This is a genomic window from Sphingomonas sp. LH128 (assembly GCF_000293195.2).
Lineage (GTDB): Bacteria > Pseudomonadota > Alphaproteobacteria > Sphingomonadales > Sphingomonadaceae > Novosphingobium > Novosphingobium resinovorum_A.
In genome coordinates this window covers 1-12,951 of sequence record NZ_ALVC01000360.1, presented here as the reverse complement: position 1 = coordinate 12,951, position 12,951 = coordinate 1, and the positions used below count along the sequence as shown (strand labels likewise).

11 protein-coding genes are annotated in these 12,951 nt (G+C 67.2%); 7 read left to right on the top strand and 4 right to left on the bottom strand.

The genetic code is table 11. The features are described from left to right. The first annotated feature begins 49 nt into the window (after positions 1-49). The 5 genes from LH128_RS24865 to LH128_RS24845 all read left to right on the top strand — a co-directional run bounded on the left by LH128_RS24865 (position 50) and on the right by LH128_RS24845 (position 3,824). A complete protein-coding gene (locus LH128_RS24865) occupies positions 50-757 on the top strand; it encodes a CoA transferase subunit A (protein ID WP_008832454.1) in 708 nt (235 codons plus the stop codon). Beyond that, positions 757-1,392, top strand: a complete 636-nt coding sequence (locus tag LH128_RS24860) for a CoA transferase subunit B (RefSeq protein ID WP_008832453.1) — start codon at positions 757-759, stop codon at positions 1,390-1,392. The genes LH128_RS24865 and LH128_RS24860 overlap by 1 nt, the downstream gene beginning before the upstream one ends. 174 nt (positions 1,393-1,566) lie before the next feature. After that, positions 1,567-2,253: a glutathione S-transferase family protein gene (locus LH128_RS24855; protein WP_008832452.1), complete on the top strand. Its 687-nt coding sequence runs from the start codon at positions 1,567-1,569 to the stop codon at positions 2,251-2,253. A 4-nt stretch (positions 2,254-2,257) separates the two neighbouring features. Then, the gene (locus LH128_RS24850; protein WP_008832451.1) at positions 2,258-3,217 is read left to right on the top strand and encodes an NAD-dependent epimerase/dehydratase family protein; all 960 of its coding nucleotides are present in this window, start codon (positions 2,258-2,260) and stop codon (positions 3,215-3,217) included. 61 nt (positions 3,218-3,278) lie between these two features. Continuing rightward, a complete protein-coding gene (locus LH128_RS24845) occupies positions 3,279-3,824 on the top strand; it encodes a glutathione peroxidase (protein ID WP_008832450.1) in 546 nt (181 codons plus the stop codon). Positions 3,825-3,992: 168 nt separating this feature from the next. On the opposite strand, the gene LH128_RS24840 is transcribed toward LH128_RS24845, so the two are convergent. Then, entirely contained in the window at positions 3,993-6,986 is a 2,994-nt protein-coding gene (locus LH128_RS24840; RefSeq protein ID WP_008832449.1) for a CHAT domain-containing protein, read from the bottom strand. Positions 6,987-7,093: 107 nt separating this feature from the next. Further along, positions 7,094-7,945 carry a sulfurtransferase gene (locus LH128_RS24835; RefSeq protein ID WP_008832448.1) on the bottom strand — a complete coding sequence of 284 codons (852 nt, stop codon included), beginning with the start codon at positions 7,943-7,945 and terminating at the stop codon, positions 7,094-7,096. A gap of 334 nt (positions 7,946-8,279) precedes the next feature. On the opposite strand from LH128_RS24835, the gene LH128_RS24830 reads away from it, so the two are divergent. After that, entirely contained in the window at positions 8,280-9,029 is a 750-nt protein-coding gene (locus tag LH128_RS24830) for an SDR family NAD(P)-dependent oxidoreductase (RefSeq protein WP_008832447.1), read from the top strand. Between the two features lie 246 nt (positions 9,030-9,275). Here the strand turns inward: LH128_RS24830 and ppa are convergent, their stop codons facing one another. Next, positions 9,276-9,818, bottom strand: coding sequence for an inorganic diphosphatase (gene ppa / locus LH128_RS24825; RefSeq protein ID WP_008832446.1), 543 nt, complete (start codon positions 9,816-9,818; stop codon positions 9,276-9,278). 286 nt (positions 9,819-10,104) lie between these two features. After that, a complete protein-coding gene (locus LH128_RS24820; RefSeq protein ID WP_008832445.1) occupies positions 10,105-12,057 on the bottom strand; it encodes a M61 family metallopeptidase in 1,953 nt (650 codons plus the stop codon). 116 nt (positions 12,058-12,173) lie between these two features. Here LH128_RS24820 and hisS point away from each other — a divergent pair. Further along, on the top strand, positions 12,174-12,951 hold a 778-nt coding region (gene hisS / locus LH128_RS24815), incomplete at its 3' end, for a histidine--tRNA ligase (protein ID WP_008832444.1).

Genomic DNA, 12,951 nt, shown 5'->3' with positions numbered 1-12,951 from the left:
GGGCGCGGGCCGGTGCCGCCTCTCTCAAAAAAGAAGAGGATTTGCCTCGATGAACAAGATCTACCCCAGTGCGGAGGCCGCGCTGGAAGGCGTGCTCAAGGACGGCCTGCTGATCGCCAGTGGCGGTTTCGGGCTTTGCGGCATCCCTGAAAGGCTGCTCGACGCGATCCGCGATGCGGGCGTCAAGGACCTGACGTTCGCCTCGAACAATGCCGGCATCGACAACGAAGGCATCGGCAAGCTGCTGCGCACCAAGCAGGTGAAGAAGATGATCTCGTCCTACGTGGGCGAGAACAAGGAGTTCGAACGCCAGTTCCTCGCCGGTGAGCTTGAAGTCGAGTTCTGCCCGCAAGGCACGCTGGCCGAGCGCATGCGCGCCGGCGGCGCTGGCATTCCGGGCTTCTACACCAAGACCGGCGTGGGCACGCAAGTCGCCGAAGGCAAGGAAGTGAAGCAGTTCCGCGGCGAGGACTACATCCTCGAGGAAGGGATCTTCGCCGACCTGTCGATCGTCAAGGCGTGGAAGGCGGACGCAACCGGCAACGTCGTGTTCCGCAAGACCGCGCGCAACTTCAACGTGCCCGCCGCCACGTGCGGCAAGGTCTGCGTGGTCGAGGTGGAGGAGATCGTCCCCACCGGCTCGCTCGATCCCGACGCGATCCACCTGCCGGGTGTCTTCGTCCAGCGCATCGTCGTGGGCGCGCCTTACGACAAGAAGATCGAGTTCACGACGACGCGTGAAAGGGAGGCCGTCTGATGCCCTGGAATCGTAACGAAATGGCCGCGCGCGCGGCGAAGGAGCTTCAGGACGGGTTCTACGTGAACCTCGGCATCGGCATTCCGACGCTAGTGGCGAACTACGTGCCCGAGGACATCACCGTCACCCTGCAGAGCGAGAACGGCATGCTTGGCATCGGGCCGTTCCCCTACCCGGACGAGGTCGATCCCGATCTCATCAATGCGGGCAAGCAGACCATCAGCGAGCTGCCGCACTCGGCCTATTTCGACAGCGCCACCAGCTTCGGCATGATCCGCGGCGGGCACATTGACCTGACCGTGCTGGGCGCGATGGAAGTGGCCGAGAACGGCGACATCGCCAACTGGATGATCCCCGGCAAGATGATCAAGGGCATGGGCGGCGCCATGGACCTCGTCGCGGGCGTGAAGAAGATCATCGTCGTCATGGAGCACACCTCCAAGAACGGCGATCCCAAGTTCATACCCGCCTGCACCCTGCCGCTGACGGGCGTGGGCGTGGTGGACATGGTGATCACCGACCTCGCGGTGTTCCAGCGCCCGGACCACGACAGTCCGTTCAGGCTGATCGAACTCGCGCCCGGCGTGACGGCCGAGGAAGTCGCCGCGAAGACGACGGCGCATTACGTGAGCTGACCGCAGGAAGGCCCACCCCCGCCCCCTCCCGCAAGCGGGAGGGGAGAAGAGCGACCAAGCCCTCCCGCTTGCGGGAGGGCCGGAAGGCTTGAGAGGCCAGCGAACTGGCCGGACGGGGTGGGCAGAACCCGCCGATCACGCTATCCCTCGCGCACTCTTCGCAAGGGACCATCCATGACTTACACCCTCATCACCGCGAACCGGAACTATTCGAGCTGGTCGCTGCGCCCGTGGGTGCTGATGAAAGCGCTCGCCATCCCGTTCGAGGATGAGCTTGAGCCCTTCACCATGCCGGTGAACTACGACGCGTTCCGCAGCTTTTCCCCCACCGGCCAGGTGCCCGCGCTGATCGACGAGGAGCGTACCGTGTGGGATTCGCTCGGCATCACGCTCTATCTCGCCGACCGCCATCCCGCCGTCTGGCCCAAGGCGCCTGACGCCCGCGCCTTCGCCCAGAGCGCGGTATGCGAGATGCACGCGGGCTTCTCCGCCTTGCGCAATGTGTGCACGATGAACGTGGGCGTGCGCGTGAAGCTGCGGCCGATGAGCGGCGCGCTGGTCCGCGAGATCCACCGCCTGCGCGAGATGTTCGAGGAAGGGCTGGGGCGCTTCGGCGGACCCTGGCTGGCAGGCGCCGAGTTCACCGCCATCGATGCCTTCTACGCGCCGGTTGCCTTCCGCATCCGCACGTATGGCCTTGACGTCGGCGGCGGGCAGGCCTGGGTCGATGCGATGCTCGCCCACCCTGCCATGCGCCAGTGGGAGGAGGAAGCCCTCGCCGAGACCTGGCGCGAGGAAAGCCACGAGGCCGAACTGGCCGAAGCCGGCGCGATCATCGCCGACTACCGCGCCCCCGCCTGACGCCATGCGCATCCTGCTGACGGGCTCTTCCGGCTGGCTGGGTCGGCATCTGGCACCGCTGCTGGCCTTGCGCGGGCACGAGGTCATCGGCCTCGACGTGGCGACGGGCGCTGCGACGACGGTGCTGGGTTCGGTGGCGGACCGCGCGCTGGTGTTCCGCACCGTCGCGGACCACGGGATCGAGGCGGTGATCCACTCGGGCGCGCTGCACAAGCCGGACATCGCCCGGTTCGGGCGGCGGGCCTTCGTTGACGTCAACGTTACGGGCACGCTCAACCTGCTGGAAGCGGCGGTGGATGCGAGACACGCACGCTTCGTGTTCACCTCGACCACCTCGCTGATGGTGCGAGAAGACGTGCGCGCCGGGGCAGGCGAGCACGGCGCGTGGTGGATGGACGAGGCGTTCGGCCCGCTCGCCCCGCGCAACGTCTATGGCATCACCAAGCGCACCGCCGAGGACTTGTGCCGCCAGATCGCGCACGAAAGCGGCATGGCCGTGGCGATCCTGCGCACCGGGCGGTTCTTCCCGGAGGACGACGATACGCACGTGGTCCCCTCCGGCCCCAACCTCAAGGCAAACGAGTTCCTCAACCGCCGCCTGACCGTGGGTGATGCCGCGCTCGCCCACCTTGCCGCGCTGGAGCGGATCGAGGGGTGTGAGACTTTCGTGCTCTCCGCCCCGCCGCCTTTCGCGCGCGAGGATGCGGCGCAGCTGGCCCGCGATGCGCGCGCCGTGATCGCCCGTTACCATCCCGATGCCGCCGACCTCTACGCCCGCGCGGGCTGGGTTCTGCCCGAGAGGATCGAGCGCGTCTACGATCCCGCCAAGGCCGCTCGCCTGCTCGGCTGGCGTGCCGAAACCGATTTCGCCGCGATCCTCACCGCCCTGCGCGGCGGCGCGGAGATGCCCTTCGCGCATGACCCGGAGTGGATTTCTCCAGTCCTCGGCGGTTTGCCTGCATAGTCTTGCGGCGGTCATCCAGTCGTGCGCATAACCCGCCCGAACTCTAATGGGAGAACATCCAATGGCCGACCTCGCCTCCATCCCGCTCACCCGCATCGACGGCAAGCCCGACACCCTCGGCGATCACGCCGGCAAGGTGCTGCTGGTGGTCAACGTCGCGTCCAAGTGCGGCCTCACCCCGCAGTACGAGGGCCTCGAGGCGATCTACGGCGAATACAAGGACAAGGGCTTCGAGGTGCTGGGCTTCCCGGCCAACGACTTCGGCGCGCAGGAGCCCGGCACGCATGAGGAAATCGCCGAGTTCTGCTCGATCAACTACGGCGTCTCGTTCCCGCTCTTCGCCAAGGCCGACGTTACCGGCGAGGCCAAGCAGCCGCTTTACGCCGCGCTGACCGAGGCGGTGCCCACCAAGCAGGGCGACGTCGAGGGCATGAAGGAGAAGTTCAAGGGCTACGGCATCGTCCCGAACGACGATCCCGAAGTGCTGTGGAACTTCGAGAAGTTCCTGATCGCGCGCGACGGTTCGGTCGCGGGCCGTTTCGCGCCGGGCACCGCGCCGCAGGACCCGCTGCTGACCGGCGCGATCGAGGCTGAACTGGCGAAGTAAGCGGAAGGAGGCCCACCCCCAGCCCCTCCCGCAAGCGGGAGGGGAGAAGAGGGGAGCGCCCTCCCGCAAACGGGAGGGAGCAGAGAGAACGCCCTTCCGCTTGCGGGACGGCCGGGAGGCTTGGCAGCTTGCTGCTTAGCCGGACGGGGTGGGCCGAAAGCCCGCCCCTCAATCCCCCACCAGCACGAACGCAGCCCACGTCGCAGGATGCGCCCCGCCCGGCACGTCGTGTGCCTTCAGCACCTCGACTTGCGCGCGCCGCAGCGCCTCCGCCCGCGAAACCTTACCATGCGCTCCTTCGAGCGTGCGCAGCGTCAGCCGTCCGGCCACGTCGTCGCGCACCGGCCAGTGCGAGAGCAGCAGCGCCCGCGATCCCGCCGAGATGAAGGCCCGGGCGAGCCCCGAATAGGTCGGCGCATTCTCGCTGTCGCCCGCGCCGGTGTCGCAGGCGGAGAGGATCACCCAGTCCGCATCGAGGCGCAGCCGCGCAATCTCCGAGGCGGTCAGCAGCCCGTCGTCGAGGGGCGTCGCGAGCTTGGGCGGGGTCATGACGAGGGCCGGCTCCACCAGGCCCCGCAAGCCTCCGCCGACGAGGCCGTGCGTCGCAAAGGCGATCACCCGCGCCTGGTCGAGAGGGGCCTGCTTTACCGCCGCCTCGGTCGCCTGCGGGCCGATCAGGAGCTGGCTGTCGCCCGCGAAGTGACTGGCCATGGTGCGCAGTTCACGCTCGGCATCGGGCAGGCTGCCGAGCCGGGCAAGCGATTCCACGCTGACGTCGCCCACTTTGAGCGCCGAGGCGGATCGCGTCGCCAGCATGGTCGGCGGTCCCAGCAGAGGGGCGCCGATGCCCGCGAAGGTGGCTGTTCCCTTTCCTGTCTCCGCCCGCCGGGGCAGGGGATCGGCGCGGATCATCACGCTGGTGGCAAGATCGCGGGCCAGCCAATGCGTATTGCGCAGAGCCTGAGGATCGGTGTCCGCGCCCTCGGGCGTGCGCGTCACCAGTGCAGCGAAAGGCAGGGTGGCAAGGCTGCCGGGGGCGAGGATTTCCAGTTCGCGCACCGATCGCAGCGCTTTGCGGACAGGGTCCGGGAAGATCAGGCGAAACAGTTCGAACGCGGCCTGCCGGTCGAACCCGGCACGGCCTTCGTCGAGCAGGCCGTTCTCGATCGAGGCGCGCAGGCGCTGCTGCAGCTGCATCAGGTGCCGCCCCGAGACCTCGGCATCGCCCGAGACGACACCATCATGCGAGACCAGCTGGGTCACCAGACCGCCTTCGTCGGCGCCGACGAGCAGCAGCGCCTGCCCGCGCTTCAGCCGGGCGCGGGCATCGGCGAGGCGCGCGGGTTCGACGGCGGTGAGCGAACGGTAGCCCGGCACCAGAGCGGCAAGGCGCGCGTCCGCTTCGCGCGCACGCGCATCGCTTTCGGCGACTTTTGCTTCGAGGTCTGCGATGATGGCGCGGTCCCCGGCGATCAGCGCGCGGTCGAGGCGCTTGCGCAGCTGTCGCCCGTCTGCCGCGAGGGTGAGGTAGCTGCGGATCGCCTCGCGCGCCTCGGGGCCATAGTCGTCCCGAAGCGCGGCGAGCGAAGAGAAGGCCCCCTGCAGGTCGCCAAGGTTGGCCATCTGCAAGGCGTCGAAGGCGCGGTCCGGCGCGTCGGTGTCGATGGCGATGCGGGCCAGTTGCATGAAGGCGGCGCGCGATTCGGCTGCCATCGTCACGACGTCGCGCCGGGCGGTGGCGCGGTCGAGCAGGCGGGTCCGCAGCGGCGCGAGCGCGTCGGTCAGGGTGGCCAGAGCCTCGGCATTGCGGCCCTCCCTGACGGCGATGCGGGCGGCCAGCGAGGCTGCGGTGAAGCGCCGCTTGTTCGTCGGCCCGGTGCCGGCGAGGAAGCCCTTGCGCGCATGATCGAGCAGGGGGCGGGCCTCGTCCACCCGCCCGGCGCTGACGAGCGCGGAGGCGAGGTTGTACTCGGCGGTCAGCACCGCCAGGTCCTCCGGCGAAGCGGAATAGCGGCGGGCTACGGCCAGCGCCTTTTCGCGCAGGGCCAGGCCGCGCGTCTGGTCGCCCTCCCACTGGGCCATGCGCGCCTGCTGCCCGATCATGGTGGCGAGGCTGTTGGCCTGGATGCGATCGGGGTTGCCCTCGAAGATCGCCACCGCCTTGTCGTAGAGCGGCCCGGCTTCCGCGCGCATTCCTGCATTGTCGAGCGCGAAGGCGAGGGCGTGGAGCGAGAGCGCCAGCTTCGGGTCGTTGGCGGGCAGGATCGCGCGGCGCTTTTCAAGTGCTGCACGCAGGATCGGGATCGCCTGGGCATACTGGTCTGTCTCGGCGAGGATCGCGCCCAGTTGCTGCGTCGCCTGCACGCGTACGCGGTGGTTCTCGGGCAAGCGCGCCTCGGCCCAGGCGACCGCCTCGCGCGCGGTGAGGACGGCGCTGTCGCCGTCCGAGACGTTCAGTTGCAGCGCGCTGAGGCTGATGCCGTACTCGGCCGGGCTGTCGAGGTTCTCGCCCGTCGCGAGCGCGTGAGCGCGGGCGATCGCCAGCGCCTCGGCTATCTTCGGAATGGCCGCGCCTTGCGCGCCGCGCATGTAGTCGAGCAGGGCCATGCCGTAGAGCGCCTCGGCATATTCGGGGCTCCGGCGCCCACCCAGCTTCTCGGCGAGGGCGAGCGCGCGGGTGGTATAGTCCTGCGCCTCGTCCAGCTTGCCCAGGGTGCCGAGTTCGGAACCTATGTGCAGCAGCAGGCTGGCGCGCTCGGGCGTGACCGGGGCCTTGCGGGCGGTGAGGCCGGTATCGACGGCGCGCAGCAGCGCCAGCGCCTCCTCGGTCCGGTCGAGCGAGGAGAGTGCCCGGGCCTTGACCGCTTGAGCATAGAGCAGGTCCACCGGATCGGTTCGCGGCGCGGCCCCGGCGCGGGCGAGCACGTCATCGACATGGCGCAGCGCTGCTTCGGGATTGCCGCTGGTGTCGTAGCCGCGCAAGTCGCGCAGTTCCGTGGCCGAGGAAGCCGCCGCCGAAGAGACTGGCGCTGAAGGGACTGGCGCTGAAGGGACTGGCGGTGCGGCCGCCCACCCCGGCATGGGAACGGCGATCGCAAACACCGGCGCGAGCACCGCCGCGAGGACACTTTTCAGAACATCCGCGCGCGGCGCCTCTTGCATGCCTGTCCCTGTTCCCGAAGGACCTAACCCGTCCAAGGTGTTCAGCGAACGCGGTTTTTCATCGCAATACAACTCACAAGTACTGTCATGCCGGAGGTTACAGCTCTTTAATCGGACCCCGTCGCCACCGGCCGCGCGGGGTCGGCGATCCACTCGCTCCACGAGCCGGGATAGAGCTGTCCGCCGGGCAGGCCCGCCACCGCCATGGCCAGCGCGTTATGGCAGGCGGTGACGCCGGAGCCGCACTGGAGGATCGCCGGGGTCTCGCCCAGCAAGGCGGAGAAATCGGCGGCGAGATCTTCGGCCGGGCGGAAACGGCCATCGGCGCCGAGGTTGTCGCGGAAGAAGCGGTTGCGGGCCCCCGGGATGTGTCCGGCCACGGGGTCGAGCGGGTTGGGTGTGCCCGCGAAGCGCGAGGGATCGCGCGCATCGAGCACTTGTGCGGCGGCGCCGTCGATATTGGCGAGGACTTCGGCGGCATTGACCGGGGCGGGCACGAGTGCATCGCCGGGCTCGAAATCGCCCGAGGCGGCGACTTGCGGGGTGCTCGTCTCCAGCGGCAGGCCGGCATCGACCCAGGCGGGCTTGCCACCGTCGAGCACGGCGACGGGGGCATGGCCGAGCCAGCGCAGCAGCCACCACAGCCGCGCGGCCCAGGCGCCGCCGTTGCTGTCGTAAGCGACGACCTGCTGCTCCTTGCGCAGCCCCTGCGCGCGCAGCCAGGCCGCCATCGCCACCGGCGCGGGCAGGGGGTGACGACCATTGCTGCCGTCGGGCGGGGAGGCGAGGTCTTCGTCGAGGTGGGCGTAGCGGGCCCCGGGGATATGGCCCTTTGCGTAAATCTCTTGCCCCTTGTCGGGAGCGCCGAGTTCGAATTCGCAATCGAAGATCAGTACGTCCGCGCCTGACGCGAGCATGTCCTTGAGCGCGTCGACGGCGATCAACGTTTCGTAAGTCATCGTTGTCCTTGCCCTGTGGGCCACTGGAAATGTGTTGTGGTGAATGCAGGGACAATAGGCGTGATGAACACTATATGTCGATTGCTTAGATGTTACTTCGCATGTCGTTCGTCGAAAGAAGTCACGTGTCGAACAGGTGCATGTGGTGGGCTGACGGATAGGCGCGAAGGCTCGACGCAGGGACTGGATCGGGGTTTGCATTGCCGTCGTCCCGAACAGGCACGGGACGACCTGTGACGTCGCCGTGGCGGATTCTGCTTCTCTGCCACCAAGCACTGCTTCTGCGTGGCGCAATTCCCGGTAATCCTGCGCGCAAATCTTCGGGAGAGAATGCATGACGTATCGTGTTGCCATCGTCACCGGAGCCGCTGCCGGGATCGGCGCGGCCTGCTCGAAGCGGCTGGCGCAGGACGGCATCGCGGTGGGCGTGCTCGATCTCGACGAGGCGCGCTGCGCGGATACGGTGAAGGCGATCAGGGACGCGGGTGGCACCGGCATCGCGCTGGGCGCCGACATCTCCAGCCGCGAACAGGCTGCGGCCGCCGTGGAGAAGTGCCGCGATGCGCTGGGGCCGATCTCGATCCTCGTCAACAATGCGGGCGTGACCGATTTCACGCCGTTCGAGGAACTGACCGACGAGCGCTGGGACTTCGTCTACGCGATCAACGTGCGCGGGCCGATGGTGATGACGCAGCTGGTCATCAAGGACATGAAGCATGCCGGCTGGGGGCGGATCGTCAACGTCTCGTCCTCATCGGCGCAGACGGGGGCGCTCAACATGATCTGCTATTCCTCGTCGAAGGGCGCGGTGGTGACGATGACACGCTCCATGGCGCAGGAATTCGGGCCTTACGGGATTACCGTCAACAACATCCCGCCCGGTTCGGTGATGGGCACGATCATGTCCGAGGCCAACCGCGAGCGCTTCCAGGTCCCGACCGAAGTGCTGCTCCAGTCCATCCCGGTGCGCCGCATGGGCGAGCCCGCCGATATCGCGAATGCCTGCGCATGGCTGTGCCACGAGGCTTCGGGCTACGTCACCGGGCAGACCATCGGCGTCAACCGCGGCCGCGTGGTGAGCTGAGTCCTCGTCATTGCGAGTGCAGCGAAGTAATCCAGTGCGGTTTACGCGGCTCTGGATTGCTTCGCTGCGCTCGCAATGACGGAGGGTTTTCTCGCTCCGTTCGCGCGATTCGAGCCTCCCCAAAAAGCCAAGGGGCCGGACAGCTTGCGCTGCCGGCCCCCGTCCACATGGGAAGTGAACTCTAGAGCGTTTTCTAATCAGGTGGGATCACCTGTTGACTCGGAAAACGCGGTAAATCGTTCTGGCTCAGGCTTCGGTCTTCGAGGCCTCGTAGCGCTCGATCGCCTCTTCGACGATGCGGGCGGCATCGGCGGCGTTGCCCCAGGTGCCGACGCGAACCCACTTTTCCTTTTCCAGGTCCTTGTAGTGGGTGAAGAAGTGCTCGACCTGCTGGTAGACGATGTCGGGCAGATCTTCCTTCTCGTTCACGTGCGAATAGTAGGGGAAGGTCGAGTTGATCGGCACGCAGAGCAGCTTCTCGTCGCCGCCGTGCTCGTCCTCGAGGTTGAGGACGGCGATCGGGCGCACCTTCACGACGCAGCCCGGGATGAACGGCGAGCGGGCGACGACCAGCGCGTCGAGCGGGTCACCGTCGGGCGAGAGGGTGTGCGGCACGAAGCCGTAGTTCGCCGGATAGCGCATCGGCGTGTGCAGGATGCGGTCGACGAAGAGCGCGCCGGAGGCCTTGTCGAACTCGTACTTGACCGGCTCGCCGCCGACGGGAACTTCGATGATGACGTTCAGGCTCTTCGGCGCGTTGTCGCCGACGGGGATCATGTCGATGCGCATAATGGTCCTTCTTTATTTTCGCACTGTTCGTCTGCGTGGCGGGCCACACGTTGGGCGCGGGCTTAGCGTCGCGTTTATTGCGTCGCAACAGCCATTTCGGACGATACTGCGATGATTGCGCGAATACGGAGGTAAGAGTCTGTTCGAAAATGCCCAGGCGGGCATTTTCGGAGCGGCACCGGCCCTCTCCCCCACCCGACCACCCAACGATAGTACCCTATGGGTGGTCGGGTGGGGGAGAGGGCCGGTGCCGCGAAATCCGCTTCAGCGGATTTCCAAATGCCCGTTACTTGACGCGCGCGGTCAGCAGCTTGTCGAAGCCGTTGACCTTGCCCGGTGTGGTGCTCTCCAGCCAGGGGTGGCGCAGACCGCCGTGGTAGTCGATCGCCACCGTCTGATATCGCTCGCCGCGCTTGATCAGCAGGCTGATCGGCGCCTTCGTGGCCTTGGCGGCGGTGATCGCGTCCTTCATCACGTCGGACGAATAGGCACGGCCGCCCACCGCGACGATCTTCGTCGAGTTGACGATGCCCGCGTTGTAGGCCGGGCCGTCCCACAAGGTCGCGGTGACGTCGCCGTCCTTGTTCAGCGTCACGCCGAGCGAGTAGGTGAGGTCGAGCGTCTTGCGCTCCTCGGCGATGCCCTTTTCGTAGGCGTTGGGCTTGTCCTTCCACACCAGCTTGTAGCCGGCCATCTGCACGCCGTTCAGCGGTGCGGGCTGGTTGGTGTCATAGAGGCGCGTGCGCAGGAAGGCGGCCCAGTCGTAGGGGTAGACGCCGTTCAGCACCTTGACGACTTCGTCAAAGTCGTAAGTCACTTCGCCCCAGTCGCCGTCGCGCACGCCGAAGAAGGCTTTGGCGAAATCGTCGAGCCCCTTGGCGCCGCCCGTACCCTTGCGGATGATCTGGTCGGCCTCGAGCCAAGTCAGCGCGCCCTCGACGTAGTAGTCTTCCGAGCGGGTGAGCGAGGTGTAGGGCAGCGGGCGGCGGCGCATCAGCTGCGGCGCGTTGACGGTGTCCTCGACCGAGCGCCACGACCGGCCGGGAGTTCCCTCGGCATACTTGCCCGCAGCGGTGGCGAACATCGCCGTGACCATGTCGCGCGACTGCACGCCCGAGCGGGCGGCCAGCACATAGCCCCAGAACTGGGTCTGGCCCTCGTAGACCCACAGCATCGTGTTCTGCATCGGCTGCTGGTAGTCCGGCGTCCAGGCATCGGCGCCGCGGCGGAACTTGCCGTTCCAGCTGTGCACGAATTCATGCGCGATGACGTTGCGGTCCCAGTCCATCCCGGCCCAGTCGGTCCACGACTTGGGCTCCTGCTGGTTCTCGCTGGACCGGTGGTGCTCGAGGCCGATGCCGCCCATGCGGTCGGTGAGGGCGAGCAGGAAATCGTAGTGGTCGAAGTGCTTCGAGCCGAACGTGGTCGTCGCCTCCTTCACGAGGTTGCGGTAAGTCTGCAGGTTCTCGGGCTTGATCGCGAGAAGGTCGGGCTCGTCGGCGACGACGTCCATGAAGACGTTCTGGCCCAGGTCCCAGCGCTGCGAATGGATGCCGGCGAAGATCGGCGAATCGACGAGGCGCTCGAAGTCGATGGTGTTCCAGGTGACGGTGTCGCCGGTCCGCTGGAAGCCGTCGAGCGCGGTGAACACCTGCCAGCCCCGGGGGAAGGTGACCGTCGGCTTGTACGGGATGCCGCGCGTGTAATAGCCCGCCGGGTAGAGGCTCATCTTCTCCCACTGGAGGTTGAGCATCTCCTGCGTCATCGTGATGCGCCCCTCGCTGGTCTGCAGCGGCGAGGTGTGGACGAACTTCGCGGTGACGGTCTTCGTCCCCTCGGGCAGCGCGAGGTGGAAGGCGTTGACCGCGACGGTGTCACGCACCCAGGCGATTTCCCGAGTGCCATTGGGACCATCCGCATAGAAGTGAATGTCGGCGAGGAGGCCGTAAGGTCCGGTTTCCGAGTGGTTGCCCGGCAGCCAGCCCGCCTGCAGCAGGATCAGGTCGCGCGCGCCGGGTGCGACCGGGATCGTCTGAGTGACGCGGTAGACGCCGCGCGAAATGTCACTCGCGTCGATGTTCAGGCCGATGGTGCCGGCATAAGGCACGTCCTTCGCGGCAGGCATTTCCGGCGGAAGCGGCGGGGCCATCGGGGTGGAGCGGTTGGCATCCTGCGCGAAAACGGAAGTCGACAGCAGCAGGGAGGTGAGGAGGGTCGCGCCCTTGAGCAGATTCTTCATTGCGCAGGTCTTTGCGCTTGTTACCGCATTTGGCAACCATTGATGCCGTCGTTTTGGCCTCTCAAAATGGCGGGGCCACTTCACGAAGTGCGCCATTGCGGCTAGACGCGCGCGTCATGAACACCACACCACAGGCCATTCGCGGAACCCAGGACATCTTCGGCGCCGATGCCGAGGCTTTCGCCCACGTCGTCGAGACCTTCGAGCGCGTGCGCAAGCTCTACCGCTTTCGCCGCGTGGAAATGCCGGTGTTCGAGAAGACCGCCGTGTTCTCGCGCTCGCTCGGCGAGACGACCGACGTGGTCTCCAAGGAGATGTACTCGTTCGAGGATCGTGGCGGCGAATCGCTGACCCTGCGCCCCGAATTCACCGCCGGCATCGCCCGCGCCTACCTGACCGACGGCTGGAAGCAGTTCGCGCCGCTCAAGGTCGCGACGCACGGGCCGCTGTTCCGTTACGAGCGCCCGCAGAAGGGCCGCTACCGCCAGTTCCACCAGATCGACGCCGAAGTGATCGGCGCGGCCGAGCCGATGGCCGACGTGGAACTGCTGGTCATGGCCGACCAGCTGCTCAAGGAACTGGGCATTGCGGACGGCGTGACGCTGCAGCTCAACACCTTGGGTGATGGCGAGAGCCGCGAGGCCTGGCGCGCGGCGCTGGTCGAATACTTCCGCGGCCATAGGCAAGCATTGTCCGAGGATTCGCAGGACCGCCTCGAGCGCAACCCGCTGCGCATCCTCGATTCCAAGGATCCGCGCGACAAGCCCTTCACCGCCGATGCCCCCAAGATCGACGACTTCCTCTCGGCCGAGGCGCAGGACTTCTTCGGCGCGGTGACGTCGGGCCTCGATGCGGCAGGCGTCGCCTGGACCCGCGCCGAGGCGCTGGTGCGCG

Coding starts and splice junctions, on each gene's coding strand:
- LH128_RS24820 (WP_008832445.1), bottom strand. CDS start 12,057: ATGAAGAATCTGCTCAAGGGCGCGACCCTCCTCACCTCCCTGCTGCTG.
- LH128_RS24845 (WP_008832450.1), top strand. CDS start 3,279: ATGGCCGACCTCGCCTCCATCCCGCTCACCCGCATCGACGGCAAGCCC.
- LH128_RS24855 (WP_008832452.1), top strand. CDS start 1,567: ATGACTTACACCCTCATCACCGCGAACCGGAACTATTCGAGCTGGTCG.
- LH128_RS24850 (WP_008832451.1), top strand. CDS start 2,258: ATGCGCATCCTGCTGACGGGCTCTTCCGGCTGGCTGGGTCGGCATCTG.
- LH128_RS24840 (WP_008832449.1), bottom strand. CDS start 6,986: ATGCAAGAGGCGCCGCGCGCGGATGTTCTGAAAAGTGTCCTCGCGGCG.
- LH128_RS24865 (WP_008832454.1), top strand. CDS start 50: ATGAACAAGATCTACCCCAGTGCGGAGGCCGCGCTGGAAGGCGTGCTC.
- LH128_RS24860 (WP_008832453.1), top strand. CDS start 757: ATGCCCTGGAATCGTAACGAAATGGCCGCGCGCGCGGCGAAGGAGCTT.
- ppa (WP_008832446.1), bottom strand. CDS start 9,818: ATGCGCATCGACATGATCCCCGTCGGCGACAACGCGCCGAAGAGCCTG.
- LH128_RS24830 (WP_008832447.1), top strand. CDS start 8,280: ATGACGTATCGTGTTGCCATCGTCACCGGAGCCGCTGCCGGGATCGGC.
- LH128_RS24835 (WP_008832448.1), bottom strand. CDS start 7,945: ATGACTTACGAAACGTTGATCGCCGTCGACGCGCTCAAGGACATGCTC.